19 protein-coding genes are annotated in these 22,090 nt (G+C 68.0%); 9 read left to right on the top strand and 10 right to left on the bottom strand.

The window, feature by feature from the left end:
- Window positions 1-57: 57 nt before the first annotated feature.
- Window positions 58-1,110: an anthranilate phosphoribosyltransferase gene (trpD, locus tag ACFCVM_RS01165; protein WP_375832866.1), complete on the bottom strand. Its 1,053-nt coding sequence runs from the start codon at window positions 1,108-1,110 to the stop codon at window positions 58-60.
- A gap of 135 nt (window positions 1,111-1,245) precedes the next feature.
- On the opposite strand from trpD, the gene ACFCVM_RS01160 reads away from it, so the two are divergent.
- The 5 genes from ACFCVM_RS01160 to ACFCVM_RS01140 all read left to right on the top strand — a co-directional run bounded on the left by ACFCVM_RS01160 (window position 1,246) and on the right by ACFCVM_RS01140 (window position 6,365).
- The gene (locus tag ACFCVM_RS01160; RefSeq protein WP_375832864.1) at window positions 1,246-1,878 is read left to right on the top strand and encodes a heme-copper oxidase subunit III; all 633 of its coding nucleotides are present in this window, start codon (window positions 1,246-1,248) and stop codon (window positions 1,876-1,878) included.
- A gap of 49 nt (window positions 1,879-1,927) precedes the next feature.
- Window positions 1,928-2,722, top strand: coding sequence for a c-type cytochrome (locus ACFCVM_RS01155; RefSeq protein ID WP_375832862.1), 795 nt, complete (start codon window positions 1,928-1,930; stop codon window positions 2,720-2,722).
- Window positions 2,723-2,761: 39 nt separating this feature from the next.
- A complete protein-coding gene (locus ACFCVM_RS01150) occupies window positions 2,762-3,838 on the top strand; it encodes a Rieske 2Fe-2S domain-containing protein (protein WP_375832860.1) in 1,077 nt (358 codons plus the stop codon).
- A complete protein-coding gene (locus ACFCVM_RS01145; protein ID WP_375832858.1) occupies window positions 3,835-5,442 on the top strand; it encodes a cytochrome bc complex cytochrome b subunit in 1,608 nt (535 codons plus the stop codon). The genes ACFCVM_RS01150 and ACFCVM_RS01145 overlap by 4 nt, the downstream gene beginning before the upstream one ends.
- Before the next feature lie 152 nt (window positions 5,443-5,594).
- Window positions 5,595-6,365 (top strand): methyltransferase domain-containing protein, encoded by a 771-nt coding sequence (locus tag ACFCVM_RS01140; RefSeq protein WP_375832856.1) that lies wholly within the window; start codon window positions 5,595-5,597, stop codon window positions 6,363-6,365.
- Between the two features lie 210 nt (window positions 6,366-6,575).
- Here the strand turns inward: ACFCVM_RS01140 and ACFCVM_RS01135 are convergent, their stop codons facing one another.
- From ACFCVM_RS01135 to ACFCVM_RS01115, 5 genes are all read right to left on the bottom strand, one after another.
- Window positions 6,576-7,007 (bottom strand): cytochrome c oxidase subunit 4, encoded by a 432-nt coding sequence (locus ACFCVM_RS01135; RefSeq protein WP_375832854.1) that lies wholly within the window; start codon window positions 7,005-7,007, stop codon window positions 6,576-6,578.
- Window positions 7,007-8,743 carry a cytochrome c oxidase subunit I gene (ctaD, locus tag ACFCVM_RS01130; protein WP_204459475.1) on the bottom strand — a complete coding sequence of 579 codons (1,737 nt, stop codon included), beginning with the start codon at window positions 8,741-8,743 and terminating at the stop codon, window positions 7,007-7,009. Before ctaD ends, ACFCVM_RS01135 begins: the two co-directional genes overlap by 1 nt.
- Window positions 8,744-8,749: 6 nt before the next feature.
- Complete coding sequence (gene coxB / locus ACFCVM_RS01125; protein WP_115958034.1) at window positions 8,750-9,643, bottom strand: cytochrome c oxidase subunit II; 894 nt, start codon at window positions 9,641-9,643, stop codon at window positions 8,750-8,752.
- Between the two features lie 198 nt (window positions 9,644-9,841).
- Complete coding sequence (gene erpA / locus ACFCVM_RS01120; protein WP_022894430.1) at window positions 9,842-10,192, bottom strand: iron-sulfur cluster insertion protein ErpA; 351 nt, start codon at window positions 10,190-10,192, stop codon at window positions 9,842-9,844.
- 79 nt (window positions 10,193-10,271) lie between these two features.
- A complete protein-coding gene (locus ACFCVM_RS01115) occupies window positions 10,272-11,726 on the bottom strand; it encodes a dipeptidase (RefSeq protein ID WP_375832851.1) in 1,455 nt (484 codons plus the stop codon).
- A gap of 37 nt (window positions 11,727-11,763) precedes the next feature.
- Between ACFCVM_RS01115 and ACFCVM_RS01110 the strand changes: the two genes are divergently transcribed.
- Complete coding sequence (locus ACFCVM_RS01110) at window positions 11,764-12,348, top strand: DUF3043 domain-containing protein (protein WP_375832849.1); 585 nt, start codon at window positions 11,764-11,766, stop codon at window positions 12,346-12,348.
- Between the two features lie 69 nt (window positions 12,349-12,417).
- On the opposite strand, the gene ACFCVM_RS01105 is transcribed toward ACFCVM_RS01110, so the two are convergent.
- The gene (locus ACFCVM_RS01105) at window positions 12,418-13,566 is read right to left on the bottom strand and encodes an alkaline phosphatase family protein (RefSeq protein ID WP_375832847.1); all 1,149 of its coding nucleotides are present in this window, start codon (window positions 13,564-13,566) and stop codon (window positions 12,418-12,420) included.
- Between the two features lie 74 nt (window positions 13,567-13,640).
- On the opposite strand from ACFCVM_RS01105, the gene ACFCVM_RS01100 reads away from it, so the two are divergent.
- Together ACFCVM_RS01100 and ACFCVM_RS01095 are read left to right on the top strand one after the other, a co-directional pair.
- On the top strand, window positions 13,641-16,115 hold the full coding sequence (locus ACFCVM_RS01100) for a DNA topoisomerase (ATP-hydrolyzing) subunit A (protein ID WP_375832845.1): 2,475 nt from the start codon (window positions 13,641-13,643) through the stop codon (window positions 16,113-16,115).
- A gap of 115 nt (window positions 16,116-16,230) precedes the next feature.
- Window positions 16,231-17,571 carry an FAD-binding oxidoreductase gene (locus tag ACFCVM_RS01095; RefSeq protein ID WP_375832843.1) on the top strand — a complete coding sequence of 447 codons (1,341 nt, stop codon included), beginning with the start codon at window positions 16,231-16,233 and terminating at the stop codon, window positions 17,569-17,571.
- 3 nt (window positions 17,572-17,574) lie between these two features.
- Here the strand turns inward: ACFCVM_RS01095 and ACFCVM_RS01090 are convergent, their stop codons facing one another.
- A complete protein-coding gene (locus tag ACFCVM_RS01090) occupies window positions 17,575-19,686 on the bottom strand; it encodes a type IIA DNA topoisomerase subunit B (RefSeq protein WP_375832841.1) in 2,112 nt (703 codons plus the stop codon).
- Between the two features lie 113 nt (window positions 19,687-19,799).
- Between ACFCVM_RS01090 and ACFCVM_RS01085 the strand changes: the two genes are divergently transcribed.
- Complete coding sequence (locus ACFCVM_RS01085) at window positions 19,800-20,033, top strand: hypothetical protein (RefSeq protein ID WP_056008697.1); 234 nt, start codon at window positions 19,800-19,802, stop codon at window positions 20,031-20,033.
- 64 nt (window positions 20,034-20,097) lie between these two features.
- On the opposite strand, the gene ACFCVM_RS01080 is transcribed toward ACFCVM_RS01085, so the two are convergent.
- Window positions 20,098-20,835 (bottom strand): type 1 glutamine amidotransferase, encoded by a 738-nt coding sequence (locus ACFCVM_RS01080; protein ID WP_375832839.1) that lies wholly within the window; start codon window positions 20,833-20,835, stop codon window positions 20,098-20,100.
- Window positions 20,832-22,088: a Mur ligase family protein gene (locus tag ACFCVM_RS01075; protein ID WP_375832837.1), complete on the bottom strand. Its 1,257-nt coding sequence runs from the start codon at window positions 22,086-22,088 to the stop codon at window positions 20,832-20,834. The genes ACFCVM_RS01080 and ACFCVM_RS01075 overlap by 4 nt, the downstream gene beginning before the upstream one ends.
- Between the last annotated feature and the right edge of the window lie 2 nt (window positions 22,089-22,090).

Below are 22,090 nucleotides of genomic sequence, written 5' to 3'. Positions count from 1 at the left end.
GGACCGGTCCGGTTCCACCGCCGCATCCCGTGCGAGGTCAGGCCGACATGCGCCTGCTCAGGATCGTGTCGCCGCGATCCACTCCTCGAGCTTGCGAGCGGCGGCACCGCTGTCGATAGCCGCCTCGGCGGCGGCGATCTTCTCCGTGAAGCGGTCGAGGATGGCGCGCTGGAACTGGCTCGGATCCTTCGCGAGCTCGAAGGCGACGAGACCCGCTGCAGCGTTCAGCACGACGATGTCGCGCACCGGGCCGCGGGCTCCGGCGAGCACGTCGCGCACGACGCCCGCGTTGTGCTGGGCATCGCCGCCGGCGAGCTGGTCGATCGTGGCACGGGCGATGCCGAGGTCGCGCGGGTCGAGGTCGTGCTCCTTGACGGTGCCGAGCGACACCTCCCAGACATGGCTGTGGCCGGTCGTCGTGAGTTCGTCGAGGCCGTCGTCGCCGCGGAACACCAACGCGGTCGCACCTCGGGTCTGGAAGACGCCGACGATGAGCGGCACGCGGTCGAGCTGGGCGACGCCGACAGCGGATGCCTCGGGGCGAGCCGGGTTGACGAGCGGGCCGAGGAAGTTGAAGACGGTCGGCACGCCGAGCTCGGCGCGAACCCGCCCGGCATGGCGGAAGCCGGGGTGGAACGCCGCCGCATAGGCGAAGGTGATGCCGGCCTTCCCGAGCACGTCGGCGACCCGCTCGGCTGGCAGTTCGAGGTCGAGTCCGAGCGCAGCGAGCACATCGGAGGAACCCGACGACGAGCTCGCAGCGCGATTGCCGTGCTTGATCACCGGCACACCGGATGCCGCGGCGACGATCGATGCCATCGTCGAGACGTTGACGGTGCCGAAGCGGTCGCCGCCCGTACCCACGATGTCGAGCGCCATCGGATCGACCGGAAGCGCCACAGCGTGGTCGAGGATCGCGTCGCGGAAGCCGACGATCTCGTCGACCGTCTCGCCCTTCACCCGCAATGCGATGAGGAATCCGGCCAGCTGGGCCTCGCTGATCGCGCCCGTCATGACCTGCTCCATGCACCACGCGGCATCCGAAACACTGAGATCGGACCCTTCGAGAAGGGAATTCAAGATGTCTGGCCAGTTCTGTCCTGCGGGCATGCGTCGATCCTATCTGCGCGATTCACGGCGGATTCGCGGCCTTCGCACAGCCCAACTTAGGTTTGCCTTACCCGATGGGAGCGACACGACTCCCCGGGATGACGAAAACTCAGGCCTCGTTTCAGCCATAATGGGATGGTGACGAGCACCTCAATCACTTATCAGGCGAGCGCGCCCCTGATCAAACGACCGAACACCGTAGCGGTGGGAACGATCGTCTGGCTCGGCAGCGAGGTCATGTTCTTCGCGGGACTCTTCGCGATCTACTTCACGCTGCGGTCGACATCACCCGAGCTGTGGACCTTCGAGGCCGGCAGGCTGAACGTGCCGTTCGCGGCGGTGAACACGCTGATCCTGGTGTTGTCATCGGTCACGTGCCAGTTCGGCGTCTTCGCCGCGGAGCGCCTGCAGCCGTACGCGACCGGATGGAAGCCGACCCAGTGGGGCGTGGTGGAGTGGTTCTTCCTCACCTACGCCATGGGCAGCGTCTTCGTGGCAGGTCAGGTCTGGGAGTACGCGACGCTGGTCTCCGAGGGCATCGCCCTCGACTCGAACGCGTACGGCTCCGCCTTCTACCTCACGACGGGCTTCCACGCCCTGCACGTGACCGGTGGTCTGATCGCGTTCCTGTTCGTCATCGGCCGCGTCTTCGCGGTCAAGAACTTCGGTCACCGCGAGGCGACCAGCGCGATCGCCATCTCGTACTACTGGCACTTCGTCGACGTGGTCTGGATCGGACTGTTCTTCGTCATCTACGTCCTCAAGTAAGTCGCATCAGGAGCGTCACCACAGCATGACCGTGAACAGGAAGATACCCATGACTCGCCAGAAGCGACGCACCGGACGCCGGCACCCGCTCGCCACCGTCGCGCTCCTCGCGCTCGGCCTCGTCTTCACAGGTGGTGCATACGCAGCGTTGAGCAGCGGCACCATCGCGCAGGCCGAAGTGGACCCGAGCTCGCAGCAGACCATCGAAGAGGGCAAGAAGCTCTTCCAGGCCAACTGCGCCACGTGCCACGGGCTCTCCGCCCAGGGCACCGGCGAGGGCCCCAGCCTCATCGGCGTCGGCGCAGCAGCGGTCGACTTCCAGGTCGGCACCGGCCGCATGCCGATGCAGATGCAGGGCCCCCAGGCGCAGCAGAAGCCCGTGCAGTTCACCGACGAGCAGATCCAGCAGCTGGCCTACTACGTCGCGTCGCTCGGCCCCGGCCCCGACATCCCCAGCGACCACCTCGTCAACGGCGGCGGAGACGCAGCCAACGGCGCAGAGCTCTTCCGCATCAACTGCGCGATGTGCCACAACGTGGCCGGCGCCGGTGGCGCGCTCACCGAAGGCAAGTTCGCTCCCCCGCTGACCGACGTCTCGGGCGTGCACATCTACGAGGCCATGGTCACCGGCCCGCAGAACATGCCCGTCTTCAACGACCTCAACATCTCGCCCGAAGACAAGCGCGACGTCATCACGTACCTCAAGTACCTGCAGGACAACCGCTCACCGGGCGGCATCGAACTCGGCTCCCTCGGGCCGGTCGCAGAGGGTCTGTTCATCTGGATCTTCGGTCTCGGCGCGATCGTCGCGATCACCGTGTGGATCACGGCGAAGTCCAACTAGCGCACGCCCCGGCACAGAAGTAGCTGAAGAAGGAGAACCATGGCACAGGACGACCACAGCGGCGCAGAGCTCGCCGCTGCCGACTCGTCGCACGCCGCGCACGACACTGCCGTCTCGCCGGGTACCGCGGTCATCACCGCTGACTCGTTCGAGAACCCCGGCTTCCCGCCGCACCGGCCCCGGGTCACCGACGAGAACCCCAAGCGAGAGAAGCGTGCCCAGCGCACCGTCTACACGCTGTTCTACCTGTCGATCCTCGGAAGCGTCTGGGCGATCGCTGCGTACATGCTGTTCCCGATCGAGTCCAACGACGTGGGCGCGGTCCGTCTGAACAACATGTTCTTCGGCCTCGGCGCGACGCTCGCCCTGCTCGCCATCGGCTTCGGCGTGGTGCACTGGGGCAAGGCGATCATGGCCGACGTCGAACTCGTCGACGAGCGCCACCCCATCGGCGGCTCCCCCGAGACGCAGGCGGCAGCCGTCAAGGTGTTCGCCGACGCCGACCGGGAGTCCGGCTTCACCCGCCGGGCCGCGATCCGCAACAGCCTCATCGGTGCGCTGCTCGTCTTCCCGCTGCCGGCCGTCGTGCTCTTCCGCGGCTTCGCTCCGCAAGACCAGATTCCCGTCGAGCTGCTCAGCCACACGATGTGGAAGAAGGGCACGCGCCTCGCGCTCGACCCCTCGGGCGTGCCGATCAAGGCCGCCGACGTCACCATCGGCAGCGCCTTCCACGTCATCCCCGAAGGTCTCCAGGACCTCGAGCACGGCAGGCTCGAAGAGAAGGCCAAGGCAGCGGTGCTGCTCATGCGCCTCGAGCCCGGCGATCTCAACCACGCGCCCGGTCGCGAGAACTGGGCCTACGAGGGCATCGTCGCGTACTCCAAGATCTGCACGCACGTCGGATGCCCCGTCGCCCTGTACGAGCAGCACACGCACCACCTGCTGTGCCCGTGCCACCAGTCGCAGTTCGACGTCGCGAACGCCTGCGAGGTCATCTTCGGCCCGGCGGCTCGCCCCCTGCCGCAACTTGCGATCGAGGTTGACGACGAGGGCTACCTCGTCGCGCAGCACGACTTCACCGAACCCGTCGGCCCGAGCTTCTGGGAGCGCAATTGACCACCGCACCGTCCGCAACCGCGCCGCAGAAGCGGTCGTTCACGTCAGCTGCGTCCGTGTACGTCAACGAGCGCACCAGCATCGCGGGATTCGTCAAGGAGCTCGGACGCAAGGCGTTCCCCGACCACTGGTCGTTCCTGCTCGGCGAGGTCGCGCTCTTCAGCTTCGTCGTCGTGCTCATCTCGGGCACCTTCCTGACGTTCTTCTTCCAGGCCTCCATGGTCGAGGTGCACTACGACGGCTCGTACGTGCCCTTGAAGGGCGTCGAGATGTCGGTCGCCATGGCGTCGACGCTTGACATCTCCTTCGACATCCGCGGCGGCCTCTTCGTGCGCCAGATGCACCACTGGGCGGCTCTGCTCTTCGTGGCGGCCATCGGCCTGCACATGCTGCGCATCTTCTTCACGGGTGCGTTCCGTAAGCCCCGCGAGCTGAACTGGGTGATCGGCTTCACGCTCTTCATCCTCGCGATGGCCGAAGGCTTCACGGGCTACTCGCTTCCCGACGACCTGCTCTCGGGCAACGGCCTCCGCATCATCGACGGCATGGTCAAGGGCATCCCCCTGATCGGCACCTGGACCTCGTTCCTGCTCTTCGGCGGCGAGTTCCCCGGTACCCAGATCGTGGGGCGTCTCTACACGCTGCACATCCTGCTGCTGCCGGCGCTCGTCGTCGCCCTCGTCGCGCTCCACTTGGTGTTCGTCGTCGTGCACAAGCACACGCAGTACGCCGGCCCGGGCAAGACGCAGCAGAATGCGGTCGGCCCGCCCATCCTCCCGATCTACGCGGCCAAGGCCGGCGGGTTCTTCTTCATCGTGTTCGGTGTGCTCGCGCTCATCGCCTCGATGTTCACGATCAACCCGATCTGGAACTACGGACCGTACGACCCCTCCCCCGTCTCGGCCGGTACCCAGCCCGACTGGTACATCGGCTTCGCCGACGGCGCGCTGCGACTGATCCCGCCGGGCTGGGAGTTCGTCTGGCTCGACCGCACGTGGTCGTTCAACATCCTCGTGCCGCTGATCGTGATCGGCATCTTCATCGTGACCGTGCTGATCTACCCGTTCATCGAGGCCTGGGTCACGGGCGACAAGCGAGAGCACCACATCGCCGACCGTCCGCGCAACTCCCCGACCCGCACGGCGATCGGTGCTGCGGGTGTCACGTTCTACGCCGGCCTCTGGGCGGCGGCGAGCTCCGACATCCTCGCGACGCACTTCTCGCTCACCATGGAGGGCGTGATCCACGCACTCCAGGCGGTCGTCATCATCGGCCCGTTCATCGCCTACTTCATCGCCAAGCGCGTCTGCATCGCATTGCAGAAGAAGGACCGCGAGATCGTGCTGCACGGCTACGAGTCCGGACGCATCGTGAAGCTGCCCGGCGGCGAGTTCATCGAGGTGCACCAGCCCCTCGACGAGTACGACCGCTGGAGGCTCGTGAGCCAGGAGTCGTACGCACCGCTCATGATCCGCCCCAACGCGCGTGGCAAGATCACGGCCGGTCAGCACGTTCGTGCGGCACTCTCGCGGTGGTTCTTCGAAGACCGCATCGCGCCGGTCACGAAGGGCGAACTCGAGTCCGGCCACGACACCCACCACTGACGATCCCGTCAGAGAGATTCGGGCACCGCGCCATGTCGATCGATTCGACCTGGCTGCGGTGCCCGAACTGTTTTCACGACCTCGAACCCGTCACTGATCGAGTGCTGGGATGCGAACTCGGCCACCGGTTCGACCTGGCCAAGCATCGGAGCGTGACGCTCCTGCCACCGCGCGCCCCGCGCACGATCGGCGATGATCGTCAGATGCTCGAGGCTCGAACCGGACTGCTCGAGTCCGGCGCCTATGCGCCGATCGCCGACGCGCTCGTTGCGGCCATGCGCGAAGCGAGTCGGGCCACCTCCGCGAGCACGGGCGACGCCGAACCCGATGATATGGCGCCCGGCGCGGCGACGGCGACGCGCATCGTCGATCTCGGGTGCGGCACGGGATACTACGCAGGCGCCCTCGAGCGTGCAACGCCGAGTGCCTCCGTCCTGCTCACCGATCGCTCCCCCGCCGCCGTCCGCATGGCCATGCGCGCCGTGCCCGGCGCGACCGGCGTCGTGCTCGATCTCTGGCGACCGCTGCCGATCCGCGACGCCAGCGCCGACGTCGCCCTCAACGTCTTCGCGCCTCGCAACCATCCCGAGTTCGCACGCATCGTGCGGCCGCGAGGACTGCTGCTCGTCGTCGTGCCGACGTCGGCGCACTTCGTCGAGCTGCGGCGTCTCGGTGCCGCACTCGACATCCCCGAGGGCAAGGCCGATCTCGTCACCGAGCAGTTCGGTGGTGCAGGCTTCCACGCGCTCCGGACGACAAGGGTCGAGTACGAACTCACGACAGACGAGCGAATGCGCGAGCTCCTGGTCGACATGGGTCCGGCCGCTCATCATCGCAGCGATGGCGAGACACCCCGAGGCGACCTCGCCGTCACGGTCTCCGTCGACGTCGTCGCGTTCACGCGGGACTCGTCGGCGTCCTGAGCGAGAACTCCGGGTACCTGAGGGATGCCCACTCGTGACTGTACCCCCGAGCACGCCTCATCGATCTGCTGGGACGCGGCGGGAGAGCACCGGTCCCCGTTGCCGGTGAACACCCACCTGCAGCGACGATGGAGTCACCGGCAGCGGTGCCCACACACGAAACGGCCCCGTACGCATCGCGCACGGGGCCGTTCAGTCAGCCGGCTGAGATCAGCGGGCGAAGTTGCCGCGGTAGTACTCGTACACCCAGCCGACGAGGGCGATCACGCCGATGCCGACCGCGATGAACGAGATCCAGAAGCCGACTGCGAGACCGAGGAACATGAGCGCTGCTGCGCCGGCGAGCACGATCGGCCACCAGCTCCAGGGGCTGAAGAATCCGAGCTCGGCGTCACCATCGTCGATGTTCGCGTCGAGACGGTCTTCGGGCAGTTCAGCACCCTGGGCCTTGTGCACGCGGCCGAGGTAGAACGCGATGAACGCGCTCAGCACGGCCGTCAGCGTGATCGCGACGGACCCGGCCCACTCGGGGTGGTTGAGGCCATGCGACACGTTGTCGGCCCAGCTCCACCCGACGTAGACACCCGCGACGATCAGCAGGAAGACCGTCAGGATCCAGAAGAGGTTGACGTTCGCGCGCATTACTTGATCTCCTCCGAAGCAGCGTCATACGTGGGCGACTGCGGTGCGTCCTTCGCCGGACCGATGCCGACCGGGATGCCCGCCTCGGGGTGGTTGAGGTCGAACGCAGGACGCTCCGAACGGATACGCGGAATCGACGTGAAGTTGTGACGCGGCGGCGGGCAGCTGGTCGCCCACTCGAGCGAGCCTCCGTAGCCCCAGGGGTCGTTGACCGTCACCTTGGGCGCCCGACGAGCCGTGATGTACACGTTCAGGAAGAACGGGATCATCGAGACGGCCAGGATGCCGGCGCCGATCGTCGACAGCTGGTTCATCCAGGTGATGTTGTCTTCGGGCAGGTACGAGTAGTACCGGCGGGGCATCGCCACGACTCCGAGCCAGTGCTGGATGAGGAACGTGGTGTGGAAGCCGATGAAGAGCAGCCAGAAGTGCCACTTGCCGAGCGTCTCGTTCAGCATCTTGCCGGTCCACTTCGGCCACCAGAAGTAGAAGCCGGCGAACATCGCGAAGACGACGGTGCCGAACACCACGTAGTGGAAGTGCGCGACGACGAAGTACGTGTCGGACACGTGGAAGTCGAGCGGCGGCGACGCGAGGATGACGCCGGTGAGACCACCGAAGACGAAGGTGATGAGGAAGCCGAGCGACCAGATGAGCGGCGTCTCGAAGGTGATCGAGCCGCGCCACATCGTGCCGATCCAGTTGAAGATCTTCACACCCGTCGGCACTGCGATGAGCATCGTCATGAGGGCGAAGAACGGCAGCAGGACGGAGCCGGTGACGTACATGTGGTGCGCCCACACCGTGACCGAGAGCGCCGCGATCGCGATGGTCGCGTAGATCAGGGTCTTGTATCCGAAGATCGGCTTGCGGCTGAACACCGGGAAGATCTCGGAGACGATGCCGAAGAACGGCAGCGCGATGATGTAGACCTCGGGGTGGCCGAAGAACCAGAAGAGGTGCTGCCACAGGATGACACCGCCGTTGGCGGGGTCGAACACGTGGGCGCCGAAGATGCGGTCGGCACCGGCTGCCAGGATCGCCGCCGCGAGCACCGGGAAGGCCATGAGCACGAGGATCGAGGTCACGAGGGTGTTCCACGTGAAGATCGGCATGCGGAACATGGTCATGCCGGGCGCGCGCATCGTGATGATCGTGGTGATGAAGTTCACAGCACCGAGGATCGTGCCGAAGCCGGAGAGGCCGAGGCCGAGCATCCAGAGGTTTCCGCCGACACCTGGCGAGAACGTCGTCGATGCGAGTGGCTGATAGGCGAACCATCCGAAGGACGCGGCACCCTGCGGGGTGAAGAAGCCGGCGACCGCGATCAGCGAGCCGAAGTTGAAGAGCCAGTAGGCGAAGGCGTTCAGACGCGGGAACGCCACGTCGGGAGCGCCGATCTGCAGCGGCATGAGCACGTTGGCGAACCCGGCGAACAGCGGGGTCGCGAACATGAGCAGCATGATCGTGCCGTGCATCGTGAAGAGCTGGTTGTACTGCTCACGCGTCTGGATGATCTCGAGGCCCGGCTCGAAGAGCTGCGCCCTGATGATCAGCGCCATGACGCCGCCGATGCAGAAGTAGATGAACGCGGTGATCAGGTACATGTACCCGATGACCTTGTGGTCGGTGGACGTGATCCACTTGACGAGGATGTTGCCCTTGCGTTCGACCTTGGAAGCGCCGAACGGAAGCGTGCTCGCAGAGGGGCGAGCCGGTGCGGTCGTGGTGCTCATCGCGGCTTAGTGCTCCTCTTTCAATTCGGGCGCGCCCGTACCGGGCAGGTTCTGGTTGCGGTCGTACTCGTTCGACAACTGGCCTTCCTGGCCGGCGTCGCGGAGCGACTCGATGTAGTCGTCGTACTCGGCCTGCGAGACGACTTCGACGTTGAAGAGCATGAGCGAGTGGTACTCGCCGCAGAGCTCGGCGCACTTGCCCGCGTACGTGCCTTCGCGCTCGGGCACGAACGACATGTAGTTGGTCTTACCCGGGTACATGTCCTTCTTGTAGAGGAAGTCCACGACCCAGAACGAGTGGATGACGTCGCGCGACTCGAGTTCGATCTCGACGTTCGCACCGACGGGCAGGTACAGGGTCGGCAGCTCTTCCTGCACGAGCGAGCCCTTGGGGCCCTCTTCGGAGAGCTGGCCCTGGATGCCGGGCGAGTACACGTCTTCCTTGACGTAGTTGAAGTCCCATGCCCACTGCTTGGCGATGACCTCGACCTTGACGTCGATCTGGTCTTCGGCGAAGCGCTGCTCGATCGCCGCCTGATCGCGTGCGGTGAAGGCGAAGAAGCCCAGCACGAGGATCAGCGGGATGATCGTGTAGAAGACCTCGATCGGCATGTTGTAGCGCAGCTGCACCGGAAGGCCGGTCTGGCCCTTGCGGCGACGGTAGGCGACGACGGCCCAGATCGTGAGACCCCAGGTGATGACACCCACGATCAACAGCACGATCCACGAGGTGACCCAGAGGCCTGAGACACGCTCGGTGTGGTTCGTTACCGGCGCCTCACCCTCGACGAATCCGGGGAGGAATCCGTTCAACTGGGCCTGCGTGCACCCTGCGAGGACGAGACTGAGCGACGCTGCGATCGGGATTGCAGCCCATCGGAGACGGCGGTTGTTGCGCACCGGTGACCTTTCGGGAGACTCGAAGGCGCTTCACAGTGAAGCGCGGTGATCGTTGTCTAGCCTACTCCGACTCGACCCCCGGGGTGTGCACTCAGGCGCGGTGTCGGGCGCGTCGGAGTGCTGATTTCCCGCCCTATCGGCGAAAACACAGAAGGGAGGTCGCTTTCGCGACCTCCCTTCGGAGCTGATCAGGGTGCGTCAGTGGAACGAGTCACCGCAGGCGCAGCTGCCTTCCGCGTTCGGGTTGTCGATCGTGAAGCCCTGCTTCTGGATCGTGTCCTCGAAGTCGATCGACGCGCCATCGAGGTACGGCACGCTCATCTTGTCGACGACGACCTCGACGCCCTCGAAGTCGACGACGGCGTCGCCGTCGAGCAGGCGCTCGTCGAAGTAGAGCTGGTAGATGAGGCCCGAGCAGCCGCCCGGCTGCACCGCCACGCGCAGACGCAGATCGTCGCGGCCCTCCTGCTCGAGGAGGCTGCGCACCTTGTCGGCGGCGGGGTCGCTCAGCTTCACGCCGTGCGCGGTCTCGATGATCGTGTCGCTCATGTCTCTCCTCGGTGCGTCAGGGAACGCGGAACCTTCTTCCATGGTAACGGCAGGAATGGCGGTCGCACCCTGCACGCTCTCAGGAATCCTCGCTCCGTGCGTCGAGACGGGCGAGGAAGAGGGCCTCGCTCAGCAGCGCACGCTGGAACACCCCGAGGTGCAGCGACTCGTTGGGGCTGTGCGCACGCGAGTCGGGATCCTCGACACCGGTCACGAGGATCTGGGCGGCGGGGAACTCCGCGACGAGTTCTGCGATGAACGGGATGGACCCGCCGACGCCGATCTCGACGGGCTCCTTGCCCCAGGCCTCGGCCATCGCCGCGTTCGACTCCGCCACGGCCCAGCCCGACGTGTCGACGAGGAACGGGTTGCCGAGCTCCACGGCGTCGAATTCGAGCTTCGCGCCGAACGGCGCACGCTCCTCGAGGTGCGAGCGGATCGCGGCGAGGGCGTCGACATCGCGCTGACCGGGTGCCACACGAGCGCTCACGCGCACGGCCACGCTCGGCACGAGCGTGTTGGAGGCATTGGCCACCGAGGGTGCGTCGATGCCCGTGACCGTGATCGCCGGTTGCGCCCAGATACGCGAGAGGATCTCGCCGCGCCCGATCGGCGAGACGCCGTCGAGCAGACCGGTCTCCGCGCGGAGCTGCGCCTCGTCGTAGGCGGGAGTCTCGAGGTCGGCCGAGGTGAGTCCCGCGACCGCGACGGAGCCGTCTGCGTCGTGGAGGGTGGCGAGCAGCTGGATCGCCGCGAGCATGGCATCGGGCACCGCTCCCCCGAACATCCCGGAGTGCGAGGCGTGCGCGAGCGTGGTCACCCGCATGCGGAAGGCCACCGCGCCGCGAAGCGCGACGGTGAGGGCCGGAGTCTCGAGGTCCCAGTTGCCGGAGTCGGCGACGACGATCGCATCCGCCTCGAGCAGTTCGCGGTTCTCGTGCAGGAAGTTGGCGAACGAGAGCGAACCCGACTCCTCCTCCCCTTCGATGAAGAGAGCGATGCCGAGGTCGAAGTCCCTGCCGAGCACCTCCGTGAGCGCGCGGATGGCACCGATGTGCGCCATCACGCCGGCCTTGTCGTCAGCCGCGCCGCGCCCGTACAGGCGGTCGCCACGGAGCGTCGGCTCGAACGGCGCCGACTCCCAGTCGGCGTCCTCCCCGGGCGGCTGCACGTCGTGGTGGGCGTAGAGGAGGACCGTGGGTCGCCCGTTGCGCGCGGCACGGCGCGCGACGACGGCCGGCTTGCCGAGCGCGGCATCCGTGCCCGCGCCCGCGCCGTAGCCCTCACCGATCGCGGCGCGGCGGATCTCGACGAGGTCGAAGACCCCGAGACCGCGCACGAGCTCGGCGACGGCCTCGGCGCTCGCCTCGACATGGGCCTCGTCGAAGGCCGCCCACGACACCGAGGGGATCCTCACGAGTCGCGTGAGATCGGCGATCGTGGCTGGGAAGGCGGTTTCGACGGCACTGCGCAGCGCGTCGCTCGTGGAGGTGGGGTCGGAAGTTCCGCCGACGGCGGGATGAGACTCGGTCATGCCGGTAATCTTAAGGGGAACCGATTCGAGGAATCCCGTGGCCAAGAACCCGAACAACACCGAAGAACCGAGCGCCGAGACGCTCGAAGAGACCCAGGCTCGCCTGAAGGCCGGCAAGGGTGCGCCCACGCCGAGCCGGGCGCAGCAGGAGGCGGCGCGCAAGCGTCCGCTCGTGCCGAACGACCGCAAAGAGGCGGCCAAGCAGGCCCGTGCCAAGGCGGCGGAGTCGCGCGAGCGCGCGCGCGTCGGCATGGCCGTCGGCGACGAGCGCTACCTGCCCGCCCGCGACCGCGGCCCCCAGAAGAAGTACGTGCGCGACTACGTCGACGCGCGGTTCAGCATCGGCGAGGTGCTCATCCCCGTGATGTTCGCCGTGATCCTGCTGACGTTCGTGCCGAGCCCCGAGGTGCAGTCCATCGGCATCCTCTCGCTCTGGGCGTTCTTCCTCGTCGCGGTGATCGACTCGGTCGTGCTCGGCTTCATCGTCACGAAGAAGCTCGCGGCGAAGTTCGGCGCCGACAAGGTCGAGCGCGTGCGCTGGTACGCCGCGATGCGCGCACTGCAGCTGCGCCCGCTGCGCCTGCCGAAGCCGCAGGTCAAGCGCTGGAACTACCCCGAGTGATCCCGGATGCCTCGGGGCGGCGCATCGCTCGCCTCGAGGCGCCCGAGCACGTGTCTCGGCGACCCCTCGTCAGTTGCGGCTGAAGGCCCCAGCGCGAACGAGCGGCACGCGTGTCTCCTCATCGCTCAGCGATCCGTGCTGGCCGATCATGGCCTCCGCCTGGCGGTTCGGCTCCCTGCGGTCGTAGTAGGCGATGCCAGCACGCGGCGCGATGATGATGTCGCCGATGCGATCGCGCACCTCGTCGGCGACCTCGCCGTAGAGTCCCGCCTCGATCGCCTCGTCGCGGCTCAGCACCCATGAGCGATGCCCCTCGGCGGCGCGCCATCCTTCGACGAGCGCGGTGCGAGCGGATGCCTCGAGCCCGGGCTCGAAGTACAGCGCCACGCACCGCGGCTCTCCCCCGACGTGACGCACCCCGACGAGCAGCTCGGGCCGGTCGTCGATGAAGACGTGTCGATGCATCGGCACGTCGACCACGCCGTGATCGGCCGTGACGAGCAGGCCCGCGCCACGCGGCATCCGTCGTTCGAAGGCCGCGAGTTCGCCGTCGAGCGTCTCGAGCTGGCCGAGCCACCTGTCGGACTCCCAGCCGTGCGCGTGCGCAGCCTGGTCGAGTTCGGGCACGTAGAGGTAGACCACGGCGGGCTCACCGGTCGCGAGGATGCGATCGGCTTCGGCGAAGCGGTCGGCGACGGATCCCCCGGGGCGGTACTCCGCCCCGCGGAGCACGGCGCGCGTGAAGCCCGAGTCGGAGTACCTGGCGGCGCCGATGGCGTAGCCGGCGACACCCGCCTCGCGCATCGTCTCGAAGAGCGTCGGGAGCCGTTGCCAGGTCTCCGGCGGCATGCCGGCATCCCATCCGCTCAGCTGGTTGACGACGCGGTCGTGGGCGGCATCCAGCACGCGGTAGCCCACGAGGCCGTGCTCGCCAGGGGGTCGACCGGTCGCGAAGGTCGCGATCGCGGCCGCAGTGGTCGAGGGGAACACGGTGCGGAGCACGTCGCGCTTCGCCATGCGGGAGGCGAGGAACCTCGCGTGCCCGGCTCTCGCCTGGAGGTTCGAGGCGCCGAGCCCGTCGACGAGCACGACGACGACGGCCGATGCCCGGGGAAGGCCCAGTTCGTTCGGGAGGCCCAGGACGGCCGACATCGAACTGCCGAGGACCCCGGCAAGGCGCGGGGCGGTGTCGGCCGGCACCGGTAGCATTGCAGACATCGCGCCCAGTCTGGCACAGGCCGGGCGCGCCCCTGTTCCCTGCGTGCATGCCACGCCCGCCCCAGAGACGACGGATGACCCGAGCAAAGAACCAGCCCGCCGAAGACCCGATCGTCGAGCGCATCGAAGATGTCGACGTCGCCAACGAGATGCAGGGCTCGTTCCTCGAGTACGCGTACTCCGTCATCTACTCGCGAGCGCTGCCCGACGCCCGCGACGGTCTCAAGCCCGTGCAACGACGCATCCTGTACCAGATGACCGAGATGGGGCTGCGGCCCGATCGCGGTCACGTGAAGTCGGCGCGCGTCGTCGGCGAGGTCATGGGAAAGCTCCACCCGCACGGTGACACGGCGATCTACGACACCCTCGTGCGCATGGCCCAGGCCTTCACCCTGCGCGTGCCGCTCATCGACGGCCACGGCAACTTCGGCTCGCTCGACGACGGCCCCGCCGCATCGCGCTACACCGAAGCCCGCCTCGCCTCCCCCGCGCTCGCGATGACCGAGGGACTCGACGAGAACGTCGTCGACTTCGTGCCGAACTACGACAATCAGCTCACCCAGCCCGAGGTGCTGCCAGCGGCCTACCCGAATCTGCTCGTCAACGGCGCGAGCGGCATCGCCGTCGGTATGGCGACCAACATGGCGCCGCACAACCTCATCGAGGTCGTGGGCGCCGCGCGGCACCTCATCGCGCACCCGAACGCCACGCTCGACGAGCTCATGGAGTACGTGCCCGGACCCGACCTGCCCACCGGCGGCACGATCGTCGGCCTCTCGGGCATCAAAGACGCCTACGCCACCGGGCGCGGCAGCTTCAAGACGCGCGCAAAGGTGAGCGTCGAGTCGATCACGGCCCGCAAGACCGGACTCGTCGTCACGGAGCTGCCCTACCTCGTCGGCCCCGAGAAGGTCATCGAGAAGATCAAGGACGGCGTCAACGCCAAGAAGATCAACGGCATCTCCGACGTCACCGACCTCACAGACCGCACGAACGGCCTGCGGCTCGTCATCGGCATCAAGACGGGGTTCAGCCCCGACGCCGTACTCGAACAGCTCTACCGGCTGACGCCCCTCGAGGACTCGTTCAACATCAACAACGTCGCACTGGTCGACGGCGGCCCGCAGACCCTCGGCCTGCGCGAGCTCCTCCAGGTCTACGTGGCGCACCGCATCTCGGTCGTCACCCGTCGCTCCGAGTACCGCCTGGCTCGCCGACGCGAGCGCCTGCACCTCGTCGACGGCCTGCTCATCGCGATCCTCGACATCGACGAGGTCATCCAGCTCATCCGCGGCAGCGATGACACCGCCGCCGCCCGTGCCCGACTGATCGAGGTGTTCGATCTCAGCCAGGTGCAGGCCGACTACATCCTCGAGCTGCAGCTGCGGCGACTCACGAAGTTCTCGCGCATCGAGCTCGAGGCCGAGCGCGACAAGCTCCGCGCAGAGATCGCCGAGCTCGAGGCGCTGCTCTCGAGCCGGCACCGCATCGAGGCACTCGTCTCCGACGAACTCGCCGAGATCGCCGAGCGCTTCGGCACTCCGCGGCGTACCCTGCTCACCGATGCCCGGCCGAGCATCGCCGGTGCCGCCGCGAAGCGCGCCGCTGCGATCCTCGAGGTCGCCGACGTGCCCTGCCGAGTCTTCCTCTCGGCCACCGGTCGCATCGCGCGCGTCGACCTGCCCGTCGGCGACGAGGGCGCACCCGCCATCACCGTGCCCGCTCGTCGCAGCAAGCACGACGCGATCCGCTCGACGCTCGACACGACGAGCCGGGCCGAGATCGGCGCCGTGACGAGCCTCGGCCGGCTCATCCGCTTCACGCCAGTCGACCTGCCGATGCTGCCGCCGACTTCGGTGCAGCTCGGCGCGGGCGTCAAGATCGGCGACTACCTCGCACTGCCGAACCGCGACGAGAAGGTGCTCGCGATCGTCTCCCTCGACGCCGATCGATCGATCGCGCTCGGAACGAAGCAGGGTGTCGTCAAGCGGGTGTCGACCGGCGCCTACCCGAACAAGCCCGAGTTCGAGGTGATCGGCCTGAAGGCCGGCGACGAGGTCGTCGGCGCAGTTCAGGGCGACGAGAGCGACGAACTCGTGTTCGTCGCGAGCGATGCGCAGTTGCTCCGGTTCCCGGCTGCGACGGTGCGGCCGCAGGGGTGCCCCGCGGGTGGAATGGCCGGCATCAACCTCGGCAACGGCGCACACGTCGTGCACTTCACGAGCATCGCCGCAGGCGACGTGCCCGAGACGGTCGTGGTCACGATCGCGGCGACGACCGACACGCTGCTCGGCACCGACCCCGGCAGCGCCAAGGTCAGCGAGTTCGCGGAGTTCCCGGCCAAGGGCCGCGCGACCGGCGGCGTGCGTGCACAGCGCTTCCTGAAGGGCGAAGATGCACTGCACCTCGCCTGGGTCGGCCGCTCCCCCGCCCTCGCCGTCGGGCCTGATGGCACGGCTCGCACGCTGCCCGACAGCGGCGCCAAGCGCGACGCCTCCGGCCAGGCGCTCGAGGCGGTCGTCGGCGCGGTCGGCACGCGCATCGGCTGACGCCCGTCGCCCGGGGTTGACGCGGGCGCGCCGGAGGGGCATATTCGGCCGTGCCCGTCGATGAGCGCCCGCACGCGTTCGCGCGCCGGCTCGCGGGCGAACGGGAGGGCCATCCATGGTGCACGCCACCTTGCGCGATCTCGCCGGAACCACCGTGCTGGAGCCCGGCGACGACGGCTACGACGAAGCCCGCACGGTCTGGAACGGCATGATCGACCGGCGGCCGCGATACATCGCGCGCTGCGCCGATGCCGACGACGTCGCCGCCGCCATCCGGTTCGCCGCCGGGCACGACCTCGAGATCGGCGTGCGCTGCGGCGGGCACGGCATCGTCGGCCACGCCGTGCCCGACGATGGGCTCATGATCGATCTCCGCCCCATGGGCGACGTGCAGGTCGACGCGGCCGAGCGGCGTGCGCGGGTGCAGGGCGGCGCGCTCCTCGGCGCCCTCGATCGAGCAACGCAGCAGCACGGCCTCGCCACGACGGCGGGCAACGTCTCGCACACGGGCGTCGGCGGACTCACCCTCGGCGGCGGCATGGGGTGGCTTGCGAGGCGACACGGGCTCGCCTGCGACAACGTGATCGCGTTCGAGCTCGTCACGGCGGACGGTGAGCGGCTGCGGGTCGACCGAGACTCCCACAGCGATCTCGACTGGGCGCTGCGCGGCGGCGGGGGCAACTTCGGCATCGTCACCGCGTTCGAGTTCGCGCTGCACCCCGAACCCGGTGATGCGATCTCCGTCGAGTTCCACTATTCGATCGACGACGACGCGACTGCGGCCGCGATGCGCGTCTGGCGAGACCTCGCTGCCGACGCGCCGAGGGAGGCCACCTTCACCACCACGATCTCAGGAGCGACGGTCGCGCTCGGGTTCGTGTGGGTCGGCGATCCGGTCGCCGCTCGTCCGCGGATCGACGAGCTCGAGCGACGCCTCGCCGAAGTGGCGGCGCCCGCCCGTTCCTCGATCGATCCGCTCAGCTACCTGCAGCTGCAGACCCGTGAAGACGACATCGAGGGCCACGAATGGCGTCGGTACTGGAAGGGACACTACTTCCGTGAGCTCGGTGACGACCTGATCGATGCGCTGCTCGCTCGCGATGGCGGGTTGTCGCCCGACGTGAGCCTGCAGGCGTACGGCGGCGCCATCGCCGAGGTGCCCGGCGATGCGACCGCCTTCTCGAGGCGGGACACGGCGTTCGAGTTCGTCGCCGCATCGCGCTGGCGCTCACCCGACGACGACGCGCTGAGGATGGCGGCCGCACGACGCTACGCGAGCACGATGGACGGGTTCTCCAGCGGAGCGTACGTCAACGTGCTCGGCGATGACGGCGACGCCGGGATCCGCCGCGCCTATTCCGCCGACCAGCTGGCGCGACTGACCGCGGTCAAGGACGCGTACGACCCCGGCAACGTCTTCCACCTGAACCAGAACATACGGCCGAGCGCCGGCTGAACGTCAGGCGTCGATGCGGTCGCGTTCGAGCGAGTCGGAGCTCTCGATGATGAACTCCTTGCGCGGCGCGACATCCGTGCCCATGAGCAGTTCGAACACCCGCCCGGCGTTCTCGGCGTCGCCGATGCCCACGCGACGGAGCGTGCGGTGCCGACGATCCATCGTGGTCGTCGCGAGCTGATCGGCGTCCATCTCGCCGAGTCCCTTGTATCGCTGGATCGGGTCTTGATACCGCTTCTTCTGCCGATCGAGCGTCGCGAGCACGCCCTTGAGCTCGGCTTCGGAGTACGTGTAGATCGTCTCGTTCGGCTTCGAACCCGGGTTCATCACGACCACGCGGTGCAGGGGCGGCACCGCTGCGAACACCCTGCCGTTCTCGATCATCGGTCGCATGTAGCGGAAGAAGAGCGTGAGCAGCAGCGTGCGGATGTGCGCGCCGTCGACATCGGCATCGGCCATCAGGATGACCTTGCCATAGCGGGCGGCCTCGAGATCGAAGCTGCGGCCCGACCCGGCGCCGATCACCTGGATGATCGAGGCGCACTCGGCGTTCGCCAGCATGTCGGCGACGCTCGCCTTCTGCACGTTCAGGATCTTGCCGCGGATCGGCAGCAGCGCCTGGTGCTCGCTGTCGCGCGCGAGCTTGGCGGTGCCGAGGGCGGAGTCGCCCTCGACGATGAACAGCTCGCTGTGCGAGACGTCGTTCGATCGGCAGTCGACGAGCTTCGCGGGAAGCGACGAGCTCTCGAGCGCGTTCTTGCGGCGCTGCGTCTCTTTGTGTGCGCGCGCTGAGATGCGCGACTTCATCTCGGCGACGACCTTGTCGAGCAGCAGGGCCGCCTGGTTCTTGTCGTCGCGCTTCGTGGAGGCGAAGCGCGCGCCGAGCTCCTTCGTCAACACGCTCGAGACGATGGAGCGCGCGGCGGGCGTGCCGAGCACCTCCTTCGTCTGGCCCTCGAACTGCGGCTCGGGCAGGCGCACCGTCACGACGGCCGTGAGGCCGGCGAGCACGTCGTCCTTCTCGAGCTTGTCGTTGCCGGCCTTCAGCCGTCGAGCGTTCTGCTCGACCTGCTGGCGCAGGAACTTCAGGAGTCCCTGGTCGAAGCCCGCCTGGTGCGTGCCGCCCTTGGGCGTCGCGATGATGTTGACGAACGAGCGGATGACCGTGTCGTAGCCGGTGCCCCAACGCAGCGCGATGTCGACGACGCACTCGCGCTTCAGTTCGGTCGGCACCATGGCGCCGCCTTCGGTGAGCACGGGCACGGTCTCGGTGAAATGACCGGAGCCGGTCAGTCGCCAGACATCGGTGAGCGGGGCATCGGTCGCCAGGTGCTCGACGAACTCGGAGATGCCGCCCTCGAACTGGAACGAGGTGGTGTGCGGGGCCTCGCCGCGCTCGTCGGTGACGTCGATCGCGAGCCCGGGAACGAGGAACGCGGTCTGCCGTGCGCGACCGAGGAGCTCCTCGGTCTGGAACTCGGCGCCCTTCGTGAAGATCTGCCGGTCGGCCCAGTAGCGGATGCGCGTGCCGGTGACGCCCTTCGCCACCTTGCCGACGACCCGCAGCTCGCTGCGCTGCTCGAACGGCGTGAAGGGCGCATCGGGCGACGGCGCACCGGAGTCGGCGAAGTTGCCGGGCTCGCCGCGGTGGAACGACATGGCCCAGGTCTTGCCGTCGCGGTCGACCTCGACATCGAGTCGCTCGGAGAGCGCGTTGACGACAGACGCACCGACACCGTGCAGGCCACCGGAGGCGGCGTAGGAGCCCGAGCCGAACTTGCCACCGGCGTGCAGCTTCGTGAACACGACCTCGACGCCCGACAGCCCCGTCTTGGGCTCGATGTCGACCGGGATGCCGCGTGCGCGGTCGCGCACCTCGACGCTGCCGTCGGGGTGCAGGGTCACGCCGATCTCGTTGCCGTGACCCGCGAGCGACTCGTCGACCGAGTTGTCGATGATCTCCCAGAGGCAGTGCATGAGGCCGCGGGAGTCGGTCGAACCGATGTACATGCCGGGTCGCTTGCGCACGGCCTCGAGGCCCTCGAGCACGGAGAGATGGCGGGCGGAATAGTCGGAGCTCACGTCAAGCAAGCCTACTGAGCTGCACCGACACATCCACTCAGCCACTACGCGCTGAGCGAAATGCCCGGCCCAACGGAAGGAACCGGCCCGTACTCGTGTTTTCATTGATGAACGGAACACCACGCATGAGCGACGAAGGAGGAGCCATGACCCAGTACACCGAGACCACCGGTGCGGTCGATGAACTCGAGACCCCTTACGAGCTCACCGCGCTCGATCGATGCGATGCCTGCGGCGCGCAGGCGTACATCCGCGTCGTCGTCGCGAGCGGCGAACTGCTGTTCTGCGCCCACCACGGTCGCAAGCACCAGGAGAAGCTCTCGCAGATCGCGCACAGCTGGCACGACGAGTCGAGCAAGCTGCTCGCCGATCGCAGCTGACCGACCGACTCCACGAACGCCCCGGCTCGTCCGGGGCGTTCGTCGTTTCAGGACTCGGCCGGTCTCAGGACTCGGAGATCGAAACGCCGGCCGCAGCCAGCTGCGCAGCACGTGCGGCCGACGCATAGGCGTCGACGGCCTTCGCGCGCGCCCCTGCGACGTACTCGAGCCCGGCGCGGGATGCCATCGTCTCGAGCAGGCGATCGGCGAACACCGGGTTCTTGGCGAGCACCGGGCCATGCAGGTGGGTGCCGTAGACGTCGCCCATGACCGCGCCCTCCTGGCCGGAGTCGCGGCCGTTGCCGTGGCCTGCACGGAGACGGCCGAGCGGCGAGGCCTCGGCCCCCACGTAATCGCGGGCGTGGTTCTCGAAGCCAACGAGCATGCCGAAGCGCGGGCTCTTCACGACGACGTCGCCGGTCACGCGGTTGGCACGCGGCACCGAACGGCCGGGCAGGATGCCGAGGCCCTCGACGCTCCGCCCGCTGGCGAGTTCGATGCCCCAGCTGAGGAGCTCCCAGCCGGTGCCGATGGAGAGGATCGGAACCCCTTCGGTGCCCCAGCGGCGGAACTCGTCATGCATCGTGAGCAGCAGCTCGCGACTCTCGTCGAGTGACGAGTCGCTGCCCGAGCCGAGCACGATCGCGTCGACCCGCGGCGGCAGCTGCGCAGCCGACTCGACGTCGACGACCTCTGCATCGAGGCCGGCCCAGCGCGCGCGCGTCGCGAGCACCCTGGCGTTCTCGGCGTCGCCGTTCGTGTTCTGGAGTCGGGGAAGCAACGAGACGATCGAGAGGGTCATTCTGCTCCAGCGAGTCCGAGGTGGGCGCGAGTGCGTCGCATGGCGTCGGCGGTGAAGACGATCGTCTTGACTCCGGACTCGGGGGCCGGCATCGCCAGGAAGTCGTCGACTGCGGTGCCGAGATCGGGCTCGACGCGGTCGATCTCGACGCCGTCGTAGGCGAGCATGAGCGCAGCCTCGGCCGACTTCGAACCCGTCACGATCGAGACCCGCCCGAGCGAACCGGCATCCGCCGGCCAGAAATAGGAGGGGTCGCGCACGTCGGAACCGATCGCGAACAGGATCTGCTCGGTGCCGGGCGCGATGCTGTCGACGTTGAGCTGGTAGCTCGCCGGGTTCTGGACGAGCACGAACTCGACGTCGTGACCGCGAACGGTGGTGCGCTCGCCCCGGCCGAACACGGCGGGGATGGCGCTCAGCGCGTCGGCCGCCGTCGGGCTCGAGAAGCGATCGCCGAGCACCGCCTTGGCCGTCGCGTATGCCGCGGCCGCATCGACGGCGTAGTGCACGCCACGTGCCGGCAGGCCGATCGAGACGGAGGCCCCGGCGTCGTCGAGCACCGCAGCGGCGCCGTCGACCGTCTCGACGAGCACGTCGGTGCCGCTCGAGAGGCGGGTGCTGCTCGTCTCGGTGTAGCCGAGGCCCCGAGGCGAGGCTGCGAGCACCGTGTCGGTGACACCGAAGCGATGCACGGCCACCTCGGGGCGCACCCGTTCCGCCAGGCGCTCGAGGTACGCGTCGTCGGCATTCACGACGATCGACTCGCCCGCGCGCGCGGCGATGCGAGCGAGCATGGAGGCGACCATCTCGGAGTCGTGGAACCGGTCGATCTGGTCGACCATGACGTTCGTGAGGCACACGACTCGCGCGTCGACGCCCTGCATGACGAGGGCGCCGTGGCCCTCGTCCATCTCGAGCACCGCGACCTCGCCGGGCACGCGGCCGCGCCAATCGGCCTGCTCGAGCAGCGCCGAGGTGAGGCCCTGGCTGATGTTCGCCGTCGATGGGTTCGTGAAGACGTCGACGCCGTGGGCGCGAAGGATCGCGACGAGCATCTTGGTCGTGGTCGACTTGCCGCTCGATCCCGAGACGACGACGAGGCCCTGAGGGAAGCCCGAGAGCGTGCGCTTCAGGTACTTCGGGGCGATGCGGTTGACGACCAGGCCGGGAACAGCCGATCCGCCGCCGGGCTTGCGCAGCCGGGCGGCGAATCGGGTGAGCCTGCCGACGAGGATCGCCGGCGCGTAGCGCACCT

It is taken from the genome of Agromyces sp. NPDC056389, assembly GCF_042262385.1.
In the GTDB taxonomy this organism is placed as follows: Bacteria; Actinomycetota; Actinomycetes; order Actinomycetales; family Microbacteriaceae; genus Agromyces.
Note: the sequence above shows the minus strand (reverse complement) of the source record. Positions and strands in the feature narration are given on the sequence as shown.

Excerpts from the sequence above, each read along its gene's own strand:
- trpD (WP_375832866.1), bottom strand. The coding sequence starts at position 1,110 with ATGCCCGCAGGACAGAACTGGCCAGACATCTTGAATTCCCTTCTCGAA.
- ACFCVM_RS01160 (WP_375832864.1), top strand. The coding sequence starts at position 1,246 with ATGGTGACGAGCACCTCAATCACTTATCAGGCGAGCGCGCCCCTGATC.
- ACFCVM_RS01155 (WP_375832862.1), top strand. The coding sequence starts at position 1,928 with ATGACTCGCCAGAAGCGACGCACCGGACGCCGGCACCCGCTCGCCACC.
- ACFCVM_RS01150 (WP_375832860.1), top strand. The coding sequence starts at position 2,762 with ATGGCACAGGACGACCACAGCGGCGCAGAGCTCGCCGCTGCCGACTCG.
- ACFCVM_RS01135 (WP_375832854.1), bottom strand. The coding sequence starts at position 7,007 with ATGCGCGCGAACGTCAACCTCTTCTGGATCCTGACGGTCTTCCTGCTG.
- ctaD (WP_204459475.1), bottom strand. The coding sequence starts at position 8,743 with ATGAGCACCACGACCGCACCGGCTCGCCCCTCTGCGAGCACGCTTCCG.
- erpA (WP_022894430.1), bottom strand. The coding sequence starts at position 10,192 with ATGAGCGACACGATCATCGAGACCGCGCACGGCGTGAAGCTGAGCGAC.
- ACFCVM_RS01115 (WP_375832851.1), bottom strand. The coding sequence starts at position 11,726 with ATGACCGAGTCTCATCCCGCCGTCGGCGGAACTTCCGACCCCACCTCC.
- ACFCVM_RS01105 (WP_375832847.1), bottom strand. The coding sequence starts at position 13,566 with ATGTCTGCAATGCTACCGGTGCCGGCCGACACCGCCCCGCGCCTTGCC.
- ACFCVM_RS01100 (WP_375832845.1), top strand. The coding sequence starts at position 13,641 with ATGACCCGAGCAAAGAACCAGCCCGCCGAAGACCCGATCGTCGAGCGC.
- ACFCVM_RS01095 (WP_375832843.1), top strand. The coding sequence starts at position 16,231 with ATGGTGCACGCCACCTTGCGCGATCTCGCCGGAACCACCGTGCTGGAG.
- ACFCVM_RS01090 (WP_375832841.1), bottom strand. The coding sequence starts at position 19,686 with ATGTGTCGGTGCAGCTCAGTAGGCTTGCTTGACGTGAGCTCCGACTAT.
- ACFCVM_RS01085 (WP_056008697.1), top strand. The coding sequence starts at position 19,800 with ATGACCCAGTACACCGAGACCACCGGTGCGGTCGATGAACTCGAGACC.
- ACFCVM_RS01080 (WP_375832839.1), bottom strand. The coding sequence starts at position 20,835 with ATGACCCTCTCGATCGTCTCGTTGCTTCCCCGACTCCAGAACACGAAC.